Origin of the sequence: Thermobifida sp., from assembly GCF_017577275.1 — a bacterium.
Taxonomy (GTDB): Bacteria; Actinomycetota; Actinomycetes; order Streptosporangiales; family Streptosporangiaceae; genus Thermobifida; species Thermobifida fusca.
This window is the reverse complement of the sequence record NZ_PITY01000020.1, coordinates 647,364-665,626: the sequence shown is the minus strand read 5'-3', so window position 1 is coordinate 665,626 and position 18,263 is coordinate 647,364. Positions and strand designations below refer to the sequence as shown.

At 69.8% G+C, this 18,263-nt stretch carries 16 protein-coding genes; 7 read left to right on the top strand and 9 right to left on the bottom strand.

What is annotated here, in order from left to right; genetic code table 11:
* Positions 1–121: 121 nt before the first annotated feature.
* The 4 genes from CW348_RS07960 (at position 122) to CW348_RS07945 (ending at position 3,905) form a co-directional block, all read left to right on the top strand.
* Entirely contained in the window at positions 122–1,429 is a 1,308-nt protein-coding gene (locus CW348_RS07960; protein ID WP_104612654.1) for a histidine kinase, read from the top strand.
* A gap of 2 nt (positions 1,430–1,431) precedes the next feature.
* The gene (locus CW348_RS07955) at positions 1,432–2,091 is read left to right on the top strand and encodes a response regulator transcription factor (protein ID WP_016188122.1); all 660 of its coding nucleotides are present in this window, start codon (positions 1,432–1,434) and stop codon (positions 2,089–2,091) included.
* Between the two features lie 34 nt (positions 2,092–2,125).
* Positions 2,126–3,049, top strand: coding sequence for a DUF4097 family beta strand repeat-containing protein (locus tag CW348_RS07950; RefSeq protein WP_011290778.1), 924 nt, complete (start codon positions 2,126–2,128; stop codon positions 3,047–3,049).
* A 139-nt stretch (positions 3,050–3,188) separates the two neighbouring features.
* Positions 3,189–3,905 (top strand): M50 family metallopeptidase, encoded by a 717-nt coding sequence (locus CW348_RS07945; RefSeq protein WP_011290779.1) that lies wholly within the window; start codon positions 3,189–3,191, stop codon positions 3,903–3,905.
* A gap of 43 nt (positions 3,906–3,948) precedes the next feature.
* Here the strand turns inward: CW348_RS07945 and CW348_RS07940 are convergent, their stop codons facing one another.
* The 8 genes from CW348_RS07940 to CW348_RS07905 form a co-directional block, all read right to left on the bottom strand.
* Complete coding sequence (locus CW348_RS07940; RefSeq protein ID WP_061783887.1) at positions 3,949–4,299, bottom strand: STAS domain-containing protein; 351 nt, start codon at positions 4,297–4,299, stop codon at positions 3,949–3,951.
* A gap of 385 nt (positions 4,300–4,684) precedes the next feature.
* Entirely contained in the window at positions 4,685–7,024 is a 2,340-nt protein-coding gene (locus tag CW348_RS07935) for a hypothetical protein (RefSeq protein WP_104612633.1), read from the bottom strand.
* 86 nt (positions 7,025–7,110) lie between these two features.
* Positions 7,111–7,599, bottom strand: a complete 489-nt coding sequence (locus CW348_RS07930; RefSeq protein ID WP_016188124.1) for a DUF6069 family protein — start codon at positions 7,597–7,599, stop codon at positions 7,111–7,113.
* Positions 7,600–7,715: 116 nt separating this feature from the next.
* On the bottom strand, positions 7,716–8,537 hold the full coding sequence (locus CW348_RS07925; protein WP_011290783.1) for an ABC transporter ATP-binding protein: 822 nt from the start codon (positions 8,535–8,537) through the stop codon (positions 7,716–7,718).
* Positions 8,538–8,553: 16 nt separating this feature from the next.
* Positions 8,554–9,594, bottom strand: coding sequence for an iron chelate uptake ABC transporter family permease subunit (locus CW348_RS07920; RefSeq protein WP_011290784.1), 1,041 nt, complete (start codon positions 9,592–9,594; stop codon positions 8,554–8,556).
* The gene (locus tag CW348_RS07915) at positions 9,591–10,676 is read right to left on the bottom strand and encodes an iron ABC transporter permease (protein ID WP_016188125.1); all 1,086 of its coding nucleotides are present in this window, start codon (positions 10,674–10,676) and stop codon (positions 9,591–9,593) included. The genes CW348_RS07920 and CW348_RS07915 overlap by 4 nt, the downstream gene beginning before the upstream one ends.
* Positions 10,677–10,846: 170 nt before the next feature.
* Complete coding sequence (locus tag CW348_RS07910; RefSeq protein WP_104612634.1) at positions 10,847–12,046, bottom strand: hypothetical protein; 1,200 nt, start codon at positions 12,044–12,046, stop codon at positions 10,847–10,849.
* 51 nt (positions 12,047–12,097) lie between these two features.
* Positions 12,098–14,428 (bottom strand): molybdopterin guanine dinucleotide-containing S/N-oxide reductase, encoded by a 2,331-nt coding sequence (locus CW348_RS07905; protein WP_104612635.1) that lies wholly within the window; start codon positions 14,426–14,428, stop codon positions 12,098–12,100.
* Positions 14,429–14,555: 127 nt separating this feature from the next.
* Between CW348_RS07905 and CW348_RS07900 the strand changes: the two genes are divergently transcribed.
* Positions 14,556–15,512, top strand: a complete 957-nt coding sequence (locus CW348_RS07900; protein WP_011290788.1) for a CoA ester lyase — start codon at positions 14,556–14,558, stop codon at positions 15,510–15,512.
* A 36-nt stretch (positions 15,513–15,548) separates the two neighbouring features.
* Here the strand turns inward: CW348_RS07900 and CW348_RS07895 are convergent, their stop codons facing one another.
* Positions 15,549–15,974, bottom strand: a complete 426-nt coding sequence (locus CW348_RS07895) for a hypothetical protein (protein ID WP_011290789.1) — start codon at positions 15,972–15,974, stop codon at positions 15,549–15,551.
* 141 nt (positions 15,975–16,115) lie between these two features.
* Between CW348_RS07895 and CW348_RS07890 the strand changes: the two genes are divergently transcribed.
* Both CW348_RS07890 and CW348_RS07885 read left to right on the top strand, forming a co-directional pair.
* Positions 16,116–16,814 (top strand): response regulator transcription factor, encoded by a 699-nt coding sequence (locus CW348_RS07890; protein WP_011290790.1) that lies wholly within the window; start codon positions 16,116–16,118, stop codon positions 16,812–16,814.
* Complete coding sequence (locus CW348_RS07885; protein WP_011290791.1) at positions 16,814–18,253, top strand: HAMP domain-containing sensor histidine kinase; 1,440 nt, start codon at positions 16,814–16,816, stop codon at positions 18,251–18,253. Before CW348_RS07890 ends, CW348_RS07885 begins: the two co-directional genes overlap by 1 nt.
* Positions 18,254–18,263 lie beyond the last annotated feature (10 nt).

Genomic DNA, 18,263 nt, shown 5'->3' with positions numbered 1-18,263 from the left:
AAGTCGCTGCTTGGTAGTGCTGACACCACCGTGATCTGACGTGCTGCCGTTCCTGTGCCGGATCCCGTTGTTTTCTACCGTGAAAGCGTTCGATGAACCAGCGGGCGAAACGGAGCGGCAGATGGCAGACAGCCGAGTGGGGGTGTGGTGGGAACGCCTGGTCGCCGTGCTTTCCCTGTTGACCTCGTTCGCGCTGGCTCCCGTCTCCCTTGTGCCGGCCGCGCTGCTGGCGGTCATGGTGGGCGCCTTGTCGTCCACGACCGTCGAGGTGGTGCGCGGCACGACTCCTGCGGACTGGCGTCTGCTGCTCCTCTCCGCCGCCACCCTGGGGTCGGGCCCCGTGGCCACGCTCCTGGCCCGGCTGGGAGTGCACATCCACAAACGGCGGGCGGGGGCCCTGTTCGGCATCGTGGAGACCACGGTTCCCGCGGGAGACGGGACGCTCCGACTGCTCCGCGGCATCGGGTTCGTGGTCGGCCGGGACGCCTGGGCCGCGGTGGGGCACACCACGGTGATCGGACTCACCGGGCTGCTGTTCGGCGGGCTTGCCGTGCTGTTGATCGCCTATGGGGCGGGCGGGGTGATCGGTGGGATCGGCGCGCTCGCCGCCACTCTCCTCACGAGCGGATCGGTGCAGGTCACCGGTATGGCCTTGGTGGTGGCGGTGCTCGTGGCGGGGCCTCCCCTGGTGGTGGCCGGACTGTGGGTTGCGCCCTGGCTGGTGCGGCTCGACCTCGCCGTGATGCGACGGACCCTGTTCGACTCTCCCCAGGTGCGTGTCCGCCGTCGGTTGTGGGAGCTGAGCGACACCCGTTCCCGCATGGTGGACGCGGCCGAAGCGGAACGCCGCCGGATCGAACGGGACTTGCACGACGGTGCGCAGCAGCGGCTGCTGTCCCTCACGCTGACCTTGGCACGGGCGCGCGCCAAATTCGACCGCGACCCGGAGCAGGCTCGGGAACTGGTGGAGGAAGCCCAGCGCGAAGCCCGGGCAGTGATGGCGGAACTGCGGGAGGTGGCCCGCGGGCTACACCCGAAGGTCCTCACCGACCATGGGCTTGACGCCGCGCTCCCTGTGGCTGCCGGACGGTGCCCGGTGCCGGTCCGTCTCGAAGTGCACCTCGACGAACGACCGTCGCCACGGGCTGAAGGCGTCGCCTACTACGTGGTCTGCGAGGCGCTCACCAACGTGGCCAAGCATGCGCAGGCGTCCGCGGTCACGGTCCGGGCCGAACGGATTCGGCGCCGCCGGGACGACCTGCTCCGCATCACCGTCATCGACAACGGCCGCGGAGGCGCCGACCCGCAGTCCGGCACCGGGCTGCACGGACTGTCCGACCGGGTCGAGGCGGTCGACGGTGAACTGTTCATCCACAGTCCGCCCGGTGAGGGCACGGTCCTCACCGCTGACATTCCGTGGAGGGCGTAACCGTGCGCGTGATCATCGCTGAGGACTCGGTACTGCTGCGGGGCGGCATGGCCCGGCTTCTGGAAGACGCGGGTATCGAGATCGTCGCCCAGGTCGGTGACGCCGACGCGCTCCTCGCCGCAGTGGCCCGCCACGACGACGTGGACTTGTGCCTGGTGGACATCCGCATGCCGCCAACCTACTCGGAAGAAGGCATGCACGCCGCGATCCGGATCCGCAAGGAGCATCCCGATGTCGCGGTGCTGCTGCTCTCCCAGCACGTGGTCGGCACCTACGCCTCGCAACTGCTGGGCGGTGGCGCGTCCAAGGTCGGCTACCTGCTCAAAGACCGCGTGGCCGACATCGACGAGTTCCTGCAGACCCTGCGCCGTATCGCCGACGGCGGGACCGCCATCGACCCGGAGGTGGTGGCGCAGTTGCTGAGCCGCAACACCGACAACGTGCTGGACCGGTTGAGTCCACGCGAAACCGAGGTGCTCGCCGCTATGGCCGAGGGCCTCAACAACGCCGGGATCGCGGCGCGGCTGTTCATCACGGAACGCGCGGTAGAGAAGCACATCCGGTCCATTTTCACCAAGCTCAACCTGCTTCCCGACACCCACGAGCACCGCAGGGTGCTGGCCGTCCTGCAATACCTGCGGGCCAGCTCCCGCCAGCCGTGACCCTCCCCACACCCACGAAGGAACGGACACTGCCATGACGTTTACGGCCAGAGGACTGTACGCGTCCTCCAGCAAGGAACCCCGGGGCCGCCGCGGCCGGTGGTGGCTGGTCATCGGCGCAATCGTCGGCCTGGCCGCCCTCGGCACGGGCGTGCTGGGCATCCTCACTACGGCGGTCTCGGAGACCACCACCGACACAACGGAGTTTCCTGCGCCGTCCCGGCTCGAGATCGACAACAACACGGAAGGCAGCGTGACCCTCGTCGCCGAGGACACCGACACGGTCACCGTGCGCGTGGACGTGTGGTCCTCCATGATGTCCCAGCCCTCCTGGGACACGGAGACGGAAGGCGACACCCTGCGGCTCGCCGCGAACTGCAGTCTCATCTTCACCGTGTTTGGTCGCTGCTCCGTCGACTACGAGGTGGCGGTCCCGGAAGGAACCGAAGTCTCCGTGCACACCGTGACCGGGGACGTGGACGTCACCGGGGTCTCCGCCCGCGTGGACGCGTCCACCGACACGGGCGAGATCCGGCTGGCCGACGTCACCGGGGAGATCACCGCGGAGAGCGCTACCGGGAGGATCACCGCCGCAGGCTCCGGGCCCAGCGCCGTGGTGACCAGCGACACCGGCGAGATCAACCTGGAGGACTTCCAAGCCGCCGACGTCCAGGCGACCAGCGCAATCGGTGCGATCCGCATCGGTTCGGGCTTCGACACTGCCCGGGTGCGCAGCGACACCGGCGCGATCACGGTCACCACGGACACCGAGTTCCAGACCTTGCATGCCACCACGGCGATCGGGAACATCGAACTGCAGGTGCCCGACCGGGTCTACCGGGTGACCGCGGACACCACTGTCGGATCCCCCAAGGTCGCCGTGGACCAGTCCAGGGACGCCACCTCCGTCATCGAAGCACGCAGCGACACCGGGGACATCACGATCACCCCCCGCTGAGCCTGCGGCCCCGCCCGTGCACCGCCCGGGCGGGGCTTCCGCGTGCGCACCCGTCCCGTTTTGCCGGGACAGCTCCGGAACCGTCACGGCCGCACCAGAATGGCTAGAGTTGCGTAGCAGCCGAGACGGAAGAGGGCACATGGCAGCCAACTCGTTCTCCCAGGTGTGGCAGGACGTCTTTTCCGTGCAGCCCGACCCCCCGCTGTGGGTCGTCATCGCCACCGGGGCGGTTGCGCTGCTCGTCGTGGTGTCGGGAGGCCGGGTGTGGCGGGTGGCCCGCAACGTGGTGACCATCGCCCATGAGGGCGGTCACGCGCTTGCCGCCCTGCTCAGCGGCCGGCAGTTGAGCGGTATCCGGCTGCACTCCGACACCTCAGGGGTGACCGTCTCCCGGGGCCGCCCCGACGGTATCGGCATGATCGTCACCATCTTGGCGGGCTATACCGCCCCCGCCGTAGTGGGCTTGGCCGGGATCATCCTGCTCACCGCCGGGCGGATCACCGGTCTGCTGTGGATCAGCATCCTGCTGTTGGCAGCGATGCTGCTGCTCATCCGCAACGTCTACGGTGTGGTGGCGGTGGTGGGCACCGGAGCCGTGGTTTTCGCGGTCTCCTGGTGGACCCCCAGCGCAGTCCAGAGTTTCTTCGCCTACCTGTTCACCTGGTTCATGCTGTTCGCCAGCGTGCGTCCCGTGTTCGAACTGCAGTCCCAGCGCCGCCGCCATCCGTCCCCGCACTCGGACGCCGACCAGTTGGCCCGGCTGACCGGGGTTCCCGGCACGATGTGGGTGATGGTTTTCGCGGTGTTCAACCTGGCCATGGTGGGGTTGGGCGTCTGGCTGCTGCTGTTCACCTGACGGGAGGCCGCGGTCGCGGGAAGCGGCGCGGCCTGCTCGTGGGTCACGCGGCAGGCGCTGCCAGAGCCGCTTCGACGGTCGGGTGGACGGGGATCCGCGTGTCGATCGCCGTCACCCGCAGGATTTTCGCGACCCGCTCAGGCGGAGCCGCGATCCGCAATTGGCATCTGTGCTCCTGTGCGGCCTTGTAGCTCTGCACCAGTACGCGAAGGCCGCTGGAGTCGATGAATGCGAGACCGGCACAGTCCAGCACGACACAACCGCCGGGGCGCTGTTCCAGGGCGCTGGTGACCGCGTCCCGGAAGTCGTTCTCGGTGGCGATGTCGATCTCTCCGTCGAGCACGATGACAGTGGCGTCGTTGCGCTCGTCAACGGTGATCTGCAACGCGGACATGGTGACTCCGGAAAGATACGCCGATGCTGGCATCCGGTCGGGGACGGGCGCAGGCGTGGAGACCTTCCACTGACCGGAACACTGGGACGAGGCGCGAAAAGGCCTACGGACAGGCATACGGACCGGCCGGGAGATCTGTGTCATATCGTGTGCCACTCCTCGTTTCGACGATACGAGTCGCCGAACGCCTGCGAGTCTTTCGCGGACCGTGGTGGATCAGTACGTCTGGGGCGGTTCGCTCCCGGCGCGATGGTGGACGTTCGAAGTGGTCCTACACGGCACTGCTGCGCCTGATCGCTGTTTGTGCGGAACGCCAGCGGGGACGTCCGTCCCGGACGATATCACACGGCAGTCGGCGAATTTTGGCTTTTCTCTCCGGTTTTGATCATACAGTTGCGGTTCGACCACATACCGAAACCGTGGGGGGGTGGGAAAGCGGCACGGTCTGTTGCAGTACCCACACGCAGGACGCCAGGGTGAGGGGGACCGCAACGGTCAGCGCGAGCGCCGGAATAGCGATTCCTGAGTCGTTGAATGCAAACCCTGCAAGCCCGGTGACCAGCGATCCGGTGAGTCCGGCCCGCAATGTCGGCGCGTATTCGTAGACCCGCGAGAGCACCCCTACCCGCCAGTTCAGCGGATTGTTCAATACGACAAAGAGGAACAGCAAAGCCCCCGCGGCCAGGAGGGTGAGCTGCCAGTTGCCCAAAGAACCCAGCATTGCATCGATTTTGCGGGATACGACCGGCCATGCGGTGCCGTCAAGGACCTGTCCCGCGAACAAACCGAAATGGCTGCGTTCGTTCGGTGGCCGGAGATAATCCAGGAACGACAGGAGGCCGATCGTGGCTACCGCGGCAACGCCGATCACCGCGATCCGGCCCACGGTGACCCGCAGCCCGGCGATCATGAGCATGGTCACCGCGAGCCCGGGGACGAGTGCCAGCACCCCGCCGAAGTCGGTGCCCAGCCCCGGCCAGCCGATGGCGAACAGCGCTGCCGTCCCCAAGACGAGGGACACGGCGACGGCCCAGGTGCGACGGCCGTGGCCGAGGAGGTGGTGGGCGATCCCCGCGGCGGTCATCAGCACGCCGGTGGCGAAAGTGGCGAACGCGATATTGCCGAGCCCGTAGAACCGGCCCGCCACGATCGGGGTGTACCCGGTGGGGGAGTTCATCTGCAGGTGGGATCCGGTGCACAGGTCGGCGAAGAGGACCACGGTGGTGATCGCCGCGACGATCGTGGTAGGGGCCAGGATGTCCCGCCGCCACGGCCCGGCCAGCGCCACCGCCACGACTGCGGCGTCGGCGAGCAGCACCCCGCCGAGCAGGGCCGCCTGGGGGAAGGGCGCCGACCACCACGGCACCAGGTTGACCAGGTAGCTGGAGACCGGGAAAGCAGCGCCGGCGAGTGCCACCACTCGGGTCGCGGACAGGACGAGGCGCCGTTTCGCGAGGTCGCGCCCGCCGTAGCGTTTCAGGGCGTACGCGGCGCACACGTAGAGGAGGAGCTGGGTGGCCACCAGCCCGCTGAAGAAGCCGGGAACCAGCGATTCCACGACTTCGGCCGCGGTAGCGAATTTCCGGAGCTGGTCGACTGCCGTGTCGAACTCGGCGGGCCGGGGCGTCTGCCGCCACGCCCGCCCCACCATGCCCTGCTGCGGCGGGAAGTCCAGGGTGTACAGCAGGGTGGTGGTGATGTCGGTCAACGCCACCAGTCCGGGGCGCCGCGTGGACTCGGAGACGAGGTAGCCGCCGGTGAAGACGGTGCCGTCAGGGCCGGGCCCGTGCAGCAGGGCGGTGTTGAGGCGGGACGCGCCAGCTTCCACGGAGATCCCGGCGACGAGCAGGGTCGAGTCGGGGGGCAGCGTGGCCTGGATGGTGGCCAGGTCCCGGTCGATCGCGGCGAGCCGTTCGTGCCGCTCCTGGAGTTCGCTGGTTTCGGTGAGGTCCGGTTCCGGTTCGACCTCTTCCTCGTCGTCGAACGGGTCGGTGTCTCCGGGGAGCCGCAGGGGGACTTGGAGGTCGCGGGGGACCCCGTCCACGGTGCCGGTGCCGTCGACAAGCTCGTCGCCGACCGGTTCCGGGGCGGGCGGGTCGAGGTACAGGTCGGCGAGGTCTTTCAGGTCGATCACGCCGAGGGTGACCCCGTCCCACGATTCGCGGGTCAGCCCGGAGGTGCCGCCCAGGTAGCGGTCGACCCGTCCGTCGCTGCCTGCGGCGGCCAGGGCAGCGCCCGGCCCGACGGCGAGAGTGGTCCCGCCGTAGGAGCGCACCGTGTCGCCGAGCAGTCCTACCCGCGCGCCGAAGCGGGAAGCGGCGTTGTAGGTGACGTGGTCGGAGTAGTCCGGGATGACCGCGCCTTCCCCGTCGATCTCGGGGAGGCGCGGCATTTCGCAGATGGAGTAGGTCTGCCGTTCGCTTGCGGCGCGCTGTCCCGCGGCCACGGTCAGCCAGCCGTCGACGGGGCAGGTGCGTGAGGTGACGGTGCGGATGGACAGGTTGCCGATCGCGCTGCGGCGCGCCAGCTCCCACAGGTGGGGAGTGGTCTGCGGGGTGATCTCGTCCCAGCGGAGGCCGGGAACCCCGACGAGGACGACCGGCCCGCGGCGGGGTGCGGTGTGCGGCGCAGCGGCGGTCCCCGGAGGCGGGGGCGCCGCCGAGACCAAGATGATCAGGACAGCCAGCGTGGTCAGCACATGGGCGAGCCACCTGCCTACAGCCACACCGGGTCCCCCTCCCACGATTAGGCCGTGAAAACTACTCTACGTCACCTAATCGACGCGGAGAGGGAGGCGCAACTGGGGAAGGGTCAGCTCTTCCCGAGCGGTGTGCGCGCAGGCGTCCTGCCGCGGAGTTCCGCGTGGGCCACCGCGCCCACGCCGCTGAGCAGCGACAGGATGGTGCCGCCCGCGGCCAGGTTAATCAGCGAGGTGGCGACGGTGACGACGACGGGGCCGTCTTGGGCGAATGGGGCGACCGTGGCCCCTGCTACGGCCAGGCCGACAATCCAGGAGAAGAAGTGCAGCGGTCGAGGTGTGTTCGGGAGCAGCAGGTGCAGCAGGCCGGTGGCGGCGAGCGCACCGAAGGCGGCGAGTGCCGCGTAGGCGGTCATGCCGAGAGCGCTGAAGCGCCAGGACCCTTCCGGAGAGAGCACTGACGCGCCGAGCAGGCCGTTGACGAGCAGGGTTCCTACGAAGATGACGAGTGCCGCGACCACGGCGGTGGCTAGTCCCCCGGTCCAGAGGCGTACCGCCGTGACGCGCCGCAGGCGTCCGGCATCGGAGCCATATTCGGTCATGCCGTTACCCCCCGATACGGCACTTATATGGTCGTTTCGGTACATACCCTCTGTAGGAAATCGGTAACCCCGCGGTAAGCCCCGCCGGGGGGAGGGGTGTGCCCTTCCGGCGCAGGTCACGCAGCCTTCCGCCCGGCCCGCTTCCGCCGGTCGCTCGGCACCACCATGGGGGTTCCGGTCTCCGGGTCGGGGATGATCTGGCACGGCAGCCCGAAGACCTCCGCCACCAGCTCCGCGGTGACGATCTCCTGCGGGTCCCCTTGGGCGACCACTGCGCCGTCCTTCATCGCGATCAGATGGGTGGCGTACCGGCAGGCCTGGTTCAGGTCGTGCAGCACCGCCACCAGCGTGTGCCCGCGCTCCTGGTGTAGCTCAGCGCAGAGGTCCAGCATGTCCAGCTGGTGGGCGATGTCCAAGAAGGTGGTCGGCTCATCCAACAGCAGCAGCGGGGTCTGTTGCGCCAGCACCATCGCCAACCACACGCGCTGCCGCTGGCCCCCGGACAGCTCGTCTACGAGCCGGTCGGCGAGGTCGGAGACCCGGGTCGCCGCCATCGCCTCGGCGACCACCCGTTCGTCCTCCCGCGACCACTGCCGCAAAAACCGCTGGTGCGGGTAGCGGCCCCGGGAGACCAGGTCGACCACGGTGATCCCGTCCGGCGCGATCGACGTCTGCGGCAGCAGTCCCAGCCGCCGTGCCACCTCTTTCGACGAATACGAGTGGATGAGCTTGCCGTCCAAGTACACCGCGCCCGTCGTCGGACGGATCATCCGCGACAGGGCGCGCAGCAGAGTGGACTTGCCGCACGCGTTAGGGCCGACGATCACGGTGAACGAGTGGTCGGGGATCGCCACTTCGAGGTTCCGGGAGATGACGCGCTGGTCGTAGGCCAGGGTCAGGTTCTCTCCCCGCAACCGGGAGGAAGTGGGCTGGGACATGTTCTCACCTCGTGTGTCAGGCACGGCCGCTCCGCCACTCCGCGTACAGCAGCCACACCAGGTAGGTTCCGCCAACAACCGTGGTGACCACGCCCACAGGAAGCTGGACCGGTGCCAGCAGCCGCAGCGCCACCAGGTCCGAGCAGAGCAGGAGTGCTGCTCCCATGAGCGCAGAGGCCACGAGAGTCGTCCCGTCGGCGCGGGTCAGCCGGCGGGCGAGCTGAGGGGCAGCCAAAGCGACGAAAGCGATCGGGCCGGAGACCGCGATAGCGATCCCGGTGAGCGCGCTCGCCGCGAGCAGCGCCAGTGTCTGGGTGCGCTGCGTGGCCACGCCCAAGGCCCGCGCGGTGTCTTCCCCCATTTCCATGAGCCGCAACTGGGCGCCTAGCCGCAGCAGGAACGGGATCAGCACGGCGCAGCCGATCCCCACCGCGGCTACGTGCGGCCACTCGCGCGAGTTGAGGGTACCGACCAGCCACACCTGGGCGGACAGCGCATCGGTGAGTTCCGCGCGGGTGATGAGGTAGTGGGTCACCGCACCGAGCATGGCGCTGATCCCGATGCCCACCAGGATGAGGCGGTAGCCCTGCACGCCGCGGCGGAGGGCGAGCAGGTAGACGAGCACGGCCGTACCCACTCCGCCGAGCATCGCCCCCAGCGCAGTGGACAGCATGCCGCCGCCGACCACCAGGATGGTGAGCACCGCCCCGGTGGAGGCTCCCGCGGTGAACCCGATGATGTCCGGACTGCCCAGCGGGTTGCGCGACAGGCTTTGGAACACGGCGCCTGCCGTGCCTAGGGCCGCGCCCACCAGGGCCGCGGTGAGCGCGCGCGGCAGCCGCACGTCGCGCACGAAGAACACGTCGAGCCGCTCCCCGGAGCCGAACAGCGCGGCGGGGATGCGGCGCAGCGGAATCGAGTAGTCGCCGACGATGAGGCAGGCCGTCAACGCTGCGAGGACGAGGACAGCCAGAGCCAGGCAGGAGACGAGTACGCGCGGGCGGAGGCGGAGCGCTACCGGCCCCACACGGAGCGAGCGGAGGGGGATCGCGGTCACGGTTGGACCAACCTCGCACGACGGACGAGGACGATGAAGACCGGGGCGCCCACCAGTGCGGTGATGATGCCGACTTCCAGCTCCCCGTTGGGCAGCACCACCCGGCCCAGCGTGTCGGAGAGCACGAGCAGGATCGCCCCGAACACGGCCGAGAACGGCAGGAGCCAGCGCTGGTCCGGTCCGGTGAGCAGCCGTGCCGCATGCGGCACGGCGAGGCCGACGAAGGCGATCGGCCCGGTCGCGGCGGTCGCCGCCCCGCACAGCAGGACGATGGCGATTGCGGTCCACAACCGGATGCGGCCGATCCGCGCGCCCAGCGCGGCGGCGAGGTCCTCACCGAGCGCGAGCGCGTTCAGCGACCAGCCCAACGCGAGGGCGATCAGCGCGCCGACGGCGAGGAACGGGGCGACCGTGCCGAAGATCGCCAGGTCCCGTCCGGCCAGGGAGCCGACCTGCCAGAACCGGATCTCTTGGAAGACGAAGTCGTGGAAGAGGATGACGCCGTTGGTGAGGCCGAGCAGGACGGCGCTGACCGCGGTGCCCGCGAGAGCGAGCCGGACCGGGGTGGCGCTGGTGCGGCCCCGCGTGCCGAGGAAGTAGACGAGGAGGGCGGTCAGCGCAGCCCCCGCGAAGGAGAACCACACGTAGGCGTCGATACCGGTCAGGCCGAACAGGTAGATGGCTGCCACCACGGCGGTGGTGGCCCCCATGTTGACGCCGAGCAGCCCGGGGTCGGCGATCGGGTTGCGGACCAGCACCTGCATGAGGGCTCCGGCGAGGCCGAGGGCCGCGCCGACCGTGACCCCCAGGACGGTCCGGGGACCGCGCAGCCCCAGGATGACGGTGTGGTCGTAGGAGCCGTCGAAGTGCCAGAGCGCGTCCCACACCACGGACAGCGGGATGGGTTTGGCTCCCACGGCCAGGCTGAGGAGTGCCGCCAGCACGAGGACGCCGAGGGCCGCAGCAAGTCCGCCTGCGCGCAGCGCATGGGTCGTGGCCCGCGCGGACGTGTGCCGGACCAGTGCGGCACGGGCAGTGGAAGCGTCGTCGAGGTCAACGTGGTCGCGGACGACTGTAGCCAACTGCTCTCGACTCACCGGATGCCAACCCGGACAGGGGAGTGCTGTAGCCGCAAAGGCACCGTAGTCCTCCGTGGACACACCGCCAAAAACTTAGACAAGGCTAACCTATTGTTCTGGCGTCGGGTAGCGGAGGAGAGCCGGAAACCCCGATCCGTGCGGCGATCCGGTGGTCAGTGCTGAGGCGGCGGCGGATACGGCCACGGGCCGTCTTCACGGCGGTCGGGTCCGGTCTCCCGACGCTCGTGGTCCGCGAAAAGGTCGCCCCGGTAGCCCGGGTAGTGGCTCACTCCCTGGGCGGGGTAGCGGGGGACGGTTCCGCTGTTCGGAGGGGTGGGCGGCCCGCCAAGCGGGTCTGCCGGGGGCGCTCCCTGGCCCGGAGCGGGACCGCCGCCGAGGATGTCGCTCGCGGAGTTGACACCGCCGGTCGGGTTCGAAGCCCACGGGGTGCGCTCCTCACGAGGCGCAGCCTCCCCTGCGGGACGCCACGGCCCGGAGGCGGGGGCGGGGCCACTGAGCGGGTCGTCGGCGAAAGAGCTCGGCGGTGTGCTGCTGGGACCGCCGGAGTACGGCGTGCTGTACGGCGGTGCGGGAATGGTGGGGAAACCACGGGTGTCCCCCGCTTCCGGGGCGGGCGGATCCGCCAGCGGGGGAGTGGGCGCTGGGCCGGAGGACGGTGCGGGACCGGGGGGAGGCGGCGGAGTGCTGTCGGGTTCGGACGGGGTGGCGTCCCAGCGAGCCCCGACGATAGTGTGCTCGGCGTCCTGGACGGGAGGAGCCGCAGCGTCCGCAGGAGGCGGGAAGCCGCCAGTGTCCCCCAAGGCAGGGCCGCCAGTGTCCCCTGGGCTGAAGACAGCGGTCGACTCCGCTGCACCACCGCTGGGCGGCGGATTCCACACCGCAGTGCTCTCCCCGGAGCCGCCGGGGCCGTCGTAAGCGCCGTCAGCAGGAGCGTCGTACGCGGCCTCGTCCGCGTGCGCGGGGCCCTCAGGGGCAGCCCGGTCCGCGTCGTCGTAACCGTCGCCGTAACCGTAGGCGCTCTCAGAGTCGAAACCTTCCCCCACGCCAGGGTACGGAGGCTCAGCGGCGCGCTTCTTCTTCTCCGCGGCAGAGGCCGCGACATAGGTCCACCATGCGAAAGCGCACACCAGCGCGCTCACCCCGGTCAGCGCCCACGCGGTCACCCCTTGCGTCGTGGTGAAACCGCCCGCCATGACGTTGATGAGAAGCGACCCCAAGGTGAGCGCGGTGGCGAGCACCGGCAGGGCGAGCCGCAGCAGCGGGCCGAGGGAACGGCGGCCCGTGCCGGAGCGCTGGCGCTGCGACGAAGGCCGGGCAGATCGGGCAGGCCGCGAAGAGGATCGACGTTTCATGGTGGTTTGCACTCCAGGGGATTGAGGGACCCCAGGGGGAAGTCCTCCCGGTCAATGGGTGTGTCCGACGATACGCGGGGGGACGAACGCGCGTACCGGGGGCGGCGCACCGTCGAACCGTTCGACCTCGACTAGTGTCACCTGGCCGGTGCAGCCTTGGCTCAGCCGCGATGCGCCCACGTCGATAGTGACCGCATTCGGGTTGCCGTGCACGCAGGTCGCCGTGTCCGGCGAGGACGGGTCGAACCAGGCACCCGTGGACAACTGCACCACACCCGGCCGCACCCCGTCGTCCAGTACGGCGCCCGCCAGGCAGGAGCCCCGGTCGTTGAACAGGCGTACCACATCGCCGTCGGTGATGCCGCGCGCAGCCGCGTCGTCCGGGTGCAGCCGCACCGGGGCACGATCGGCGATCTTACCTGCCCGGCTGTGGGCGCCCATGTCCTGCTGGCTGTGCAGCCGGTCCTTGGGCTGGTTGGCGACCAAGACGAGCGGCCACTGCTGGGCGCGCGGCGTCCCCGGCCGCTCGGGCGGGTCCAGCCACGTCGGATGCCCCGGGCAATCGGGGTAGCCGAACCCGGCGATCGTCTCCGAGTACAGTTCGATGCGTCCGCTCGGCGTGCCCAGCGGATGCGCCTGCGGGTCGGCACGGAAAGCACCGAAAAATGTGGTATCCATCACGCGGTGCGGGATGTCGACGCCCCCATCCGCCCAGAAGCGGTCGAAGTCCGGCAGCTCCACCTCCGGCCCTTGCCGTTCACGCCACTCCTCGTACAAGTGGCGGAGCCACTGCCGGACGTCGCGCCCTTCCGTGAACTCCTCCACTGTGCCCAGCCGCTCCGCCAGACCGGTGAAGATGGCGTACTCGTCACGGGCCGCACCGTGCGGCGGCACCGCCCGCCGCATCACCCGCAGCCGCAGATCCCCGCGGCTCGCCGCGAAATCCTCGCGTTCCAGCGACGTGGTCACCGGAAGCACCACGTCGGCGTGGCGGGCCGTCGCCGTCCAGTGCGTCTCGTGAACCATCACCGTGTCCGGGCGGGCGAACGCCCGCCGCAGCCGGGCCAAGTCCTGGTGGTGGTGGAAGGGGTTGCCGCCCGCCCAGTACACGAGGTGGATCTCGGGGTAGCGCAGCCGCTGCCCGTTGAAGTCAAACGGCTCTCCCGGGCACAGCAGCATGTCAGCGATCCGCGCCACGGGGATCAGCGTGTCCACCGGGTTGCGGCCCTGCGGCAGGCGGGGCAGCGCGCGCGGAGTGAACCCGCCCCCGTAGCTGCCCATCGACCCGTACCCGGTGGCGAACCCGCCCCCGGGGAGACCAATCTGCCCCAGGCAGGCGGCCAGGGCCAGCCCTGCCCACAGCGGCTGCTCCCCGTACCGGGCGCGCTGCACCGACCAGCCGACATTGATCAACGTGCGCCCCTGGGCCATCCGCAGCGCCAACTCCCGCAGCTCAGCCGCGGGGATTCCGCTGAGCGCCGCCGCCCACTCCGGGGTCTTCGCCACCCCGTCGCGCTTCCCCAGCACGTAGTCGCGCAGGTGCGGCCAGCCCACCGTGTACCGTTCCAGGAACGCGGTGTCGACCCGGTCTTCAGCGATCAGCGTGAAGATGAGGGACAGCAGGATCGCCGTGTCCGTGCCCGGGACGGCCGGAAGCCAGCGGGCGTTGAGCTCGGCAGCGGCGTCGTCCCGCAGCGGACTGATGGACACGAACTCGGTGCCCCGACGCGCCGCCTCCCGCATCCCCCCTTCCGCGGTGTGCGCGGCCCGCCCGCCGGAGGCCACCCACGTGTTGGACACGCGCAGCCCGCCGAAGCTCACCAGCAGGTCGGTGTGCTCCGCGATCGTCTCCCACGTCGGGGCGCGGTACAGCAGTGCGTGGGCGCCCTCAGCACCCACCACGTGCGGCAGGAACACTTCGGCGGCCCCGTGGCTGTACGTGGCCACCGACCGGGTGTAGCCGCCGATCGTGTTGAGGAAACGGTGCAACTGGCTTTGCGCGTGGTGGAAGCGTCCCGCGCTCGCCCACCCGTAGGAGCCGCCGAAGATCGCCTCGTTGCCGTAGGTGCGCCGCACCCGGTCGAGTTCGGCGGCGAGCAGGTCGAGCGCGGTATCCCAGTCCACTGCCACGTACTCGTCGTCGCGCTCCCCGCGCTGCGCATCCGGACCGGGGCCGTGCTCCAGCCAGCGCCGGCGCACCGCGGGCCGATCGATCCGCGTGGGATGGTGCTGGGCGTCCGGCACGTTGTCGATGAGCGGGGAAGGCGCCGGATCCGCCGGGTCGGGGCGAACCCCCACCACGCGGCCGTCGCGGACCAGGACTTCGAACGTGCCCCAGTGCGCGCTGGTCGGATACGCCTCCACCGGACCGGTGTTCGTCATGGCCCTCCCGTCTCCCGCATCGACTGCTCCGCGCGCCAGCTTAGGGGCCCCGCGCCGGCTCCCCAACCCCTGTTTTGTCAGGATGGGGGCGGTAATACCGGTGTTTTCTCAGTTCAGGGAGTCAGCCATGAATGCGGTCGCGTCGCGTTCGCGACGGTCGGTGCTCGCGGTCCCGGCATCCAACCCCCGGTTCATTGAGAAGGCCCGCGGGCTTGCGGTAGACGCCTTCTTCCTCGACCTGGAGGACGCGGTCGCGCCATCGGAGAAAGAGAGAGCCCGGGAGGCCGCGGTCGCCGCGCTCAACGAGGGCGGCTGGGACGGCAAAGTGCGCACCGTCCGCATCAACGACGCCACCACGGCCTGGGCCTACCGCGACGTCATCACCGTGGTGGAAGGCGCCGGAGCCGCACTGGACTGCCTGGTGCTGCCTAAAGTCACCGGTCCCGCCCCCATCCTGTGGCTGGACACGCTGCTCACTCAGATCGAACGCGCAGTCGGCCTGGAAGTGGGGCGGATCGGGATCGAAGCGCAGATCGAAGACGCGCGCGGACTGACCCGGATCAACGAGATCGCTGCCGCCTCACCCCGCGTGGAAACCCTCGTCTACGGCCCCGCCGACTTCATGGCCAGCATCAACATGAAGACGTTGACGGTGGGGGAGCAGCCCCCCGGCTACGACGTCGGCGACGCCTACCACTATGTGCTCATGCGCATCCTCACTGCCGCCCGCGCCCACGACCTGCAGGCGATCGACGGCCCCTACCTGAAGATCCGCGACGTGGACGGCTTCACCCGCGCCGCGCGGCGCACCGCGGCCCTCGGCTTCGACGGCAAATGGGTGCTGCACCCCGGCCAGGTGGACGCGGCCAACGAGGTCTACGCCCCCACCCAGGAGGACTACGACCACGCGGAACTCGTCCTGGACGCCTACGACTACGCCACCAGGGTGCAGCGGCGCGGCGCGGTCATGCTCGGCGACGAGATGCTCGACGAAGCGTCCCGCAAGATGGCGCTGGTCATCGCGGCCAAGGGACGCGCGGCCGGTATGAAACGGACCAAGACGTTCGTGCCCGACACCGAGTAGACCCGCATCCTTGCGGGGACGCAGGCCCGTTCCCGCTCACCGCACGGGGCAGGGCGGGCGCATCCCGTCGATGAGCAGGGTCAGCCCCATGCCGACCAGCCACACGTCTTTGGCGAGGGCGAGGCCTTGGGGAGTGGGACGGATCCCGTCCTCCATGCGCGCGCCCGGCTCCGTGAAATAGTGGCCGAGCAGCCCTGCCCCGAACACGGTGAGCGCCGCGCCCACCAGGGCACTGGGCAGCAGCGGCAGCAGCAGGGCGGCGCCCAGCCCGATCTCGCTGTTGCTCAGCATCCGGGTGAACTTCTCCGGCGGCATGTCCCGCAGCGTGGGCAGCACTCGGGAAGCAGCGGAGTGCAGGTAGGCTGCGGTGTCCGCGTCCGCTTCCCGTTTGTTCAGCCCGGAGTTGAGGATGTACGCGCCCGCGGCGAGCCGGATCGGCAGGTGGGCGATACGGAAAGCCATATGCTCCTCCACAGAGGTGGTGGACCGGAAAACGGCCTTCCACTACCCGTTTTCCGCGGGCCAACCGCACGCCCGGCTTTTCTCACCACACTTGGCGCTTCCTCTTACCGACCACTAACCCCCATGGGTGACGATGAGGATATGAGCCCTGCCCGCACCGTGCTGATCGCTGACGACGACCGCGCTATCCGCGAGTCCCTCGAACGGGCGCTGCAACTGGAGGGATACCAGACCCGCACCGCCGCCGACGGTGTGGAGACGCTCGCCGCAGTGCACTCCGACCCCGTGGACCTGCTCATCCTCGACGTGATGATGCCGGGGGTCGACGGGCTCGGCGTGTGCCGGGTGCTGCGTGCTGAAGGGGACCGCACCCCGATCCTCATGCTGACCGCGCGGGTGGAAACCTCTGACCGGGTCGCTGGACTGGACGCCGGAGCCGACGACTACCTGCCGAAGCCTTTCGAACTCGACGAGCTCCTGGCCCGTATCCGGGCGCTGCTGCGCCGTGCCGCGCCCACCACGGGGGAGGGGGCCGCGGAGCCGCTGATCCAAGTCGGCGACCTCCGCATCGACCCGGGGGCGCGGCGCGTCTGGCGGGCCGGACGCGAAGTGGAACTGTCCAAAACCGAGTTCGACCTGCTGGAGCTGCTGGCCCGCAATGCGGGGATCGTGCTGGACCACTCCACGATCTACGACCGGATCTGGGGGTATGACTTCGGTCCCGAATCGAAGAATCTGGCGGTCTACATCAGCTATCTGCGCCGCAAACTGGAGCCGGAAGGCACCACACCGCTGATCCAGACGGTCCGCGGCGTCGGCTACACCCTCAGGCCGAAGTAATGGGCGCTGCCGCTGCCCTAGGGGAGAAGGTCCGCGGCTGGGTCCGCGGGCTCGGGGGTGCCAGTCTCGGCACCCGGTTCGCGGTGACGTTTGCCGCGGTCGCTGCCGCGGTGATCGTGCTGATGGGGTCGCTCGCCTACAGTGCTGCCGCCACCCTGATCCGCAACAGTGCGGAACAGGAGTTCAACGCCACCGTCTCCAACGTCGCCCAGACGCTGCGGAACTCGTCGACCGGCAACAGCCGGTTCCACGAGTTCACCCTCGTCCACTCGGAGAGGTTCTCGTTCCAGCTCATCAACGGGGCGGGCGAGATCATGGTGCCGCTGGGCGGCGGCCGCGCTTCGGCTCCGCTGCCGGTCACCGAAGCCGACCGCGCTGTGGCCGGGCACTACGCTGGCGGGCTGGTCCACTTGCGGGACGACAATGCGCTCGGGGAGCCGCTGCGCGTGGCCACCGTCTCCTTCGGCCAAGGGCTGGGCGCGGTGCAGATCGTGCAGCGCCTGCAACCGACCGAGCGGCTGCTGGACACTCTGGCCGCGCAGTTGGTGGTGGTCGGCGTGGTGGCGCTTGTCGGTGCCGGACTCGCCGGCTGGCTGGTGGCGCGTCGCATCACCAGCCGCCTGGTGCGGTTGACTGAAGCCGCCGAATACGTCACGTCCACGGGGCGGCTGGACCGGGCCGTCTCGGACGGCGGGACCAGTACGGGAGGCCGGGACGAGGTGGGACGGCTCGGCGCCGCGTTCAACGAGATGCTGGGCAGGCTGGCCGCCGCGAAAGAAGAGCAGCGGCGGCTGGTGCAGAACGCTTCCCACGAGCTCCGCACCCCCCTGACCAGCCTGCGGACCAACGTCAGTGTGATGAAGCAGTTCGACCGGCTCTCCCCGGAAGCGCAGCAGCGGCTCGTCGACGACCTGCAAGGGGAGACCCGGGAGCTGACCGACCTGGTCAACGAGCTGGTCAGCCTGGCGACCGAGACCTACCAGGACGAGCCGGTCCAAGAAGTCGTGCTGCGGGAGGTCGCGGAGCGGGTAGCGGCGCGCAGCCGCCGCCGCACCGGCCGGGAGATCATTGTGGACGCGGACGACAGCGCGGTGCTGGGGCGGCCTGGTGCGTTGGAGCGCGCGATCTCCAACCCGGTGGAGAACAGCGCCAAGTTCGACCCGGAGGGCACGGCCCCGATCGAGATCCACATCCGCGACGGGGTGGTGGAGGTCCGGGACCGGGGGCCCGGGATCGCGGAATCCGAGCTCGCTCACATCTTCGAACGCTTCTACCGTTCCCCGGCCGCGCGCGGCCTGCCCGGCTCCGGGCTCGGCCTGTCCATGGTCCACGACATTGCGGCTGCCCACGGCGGCACCGTGTTCGCCTACAACCGGGAGGGCGGCGGCGCGGTGATCGGCATGCGGCTGCCGACGATCCCCGACGAACCGCCGCAGTGACCGCACCCTG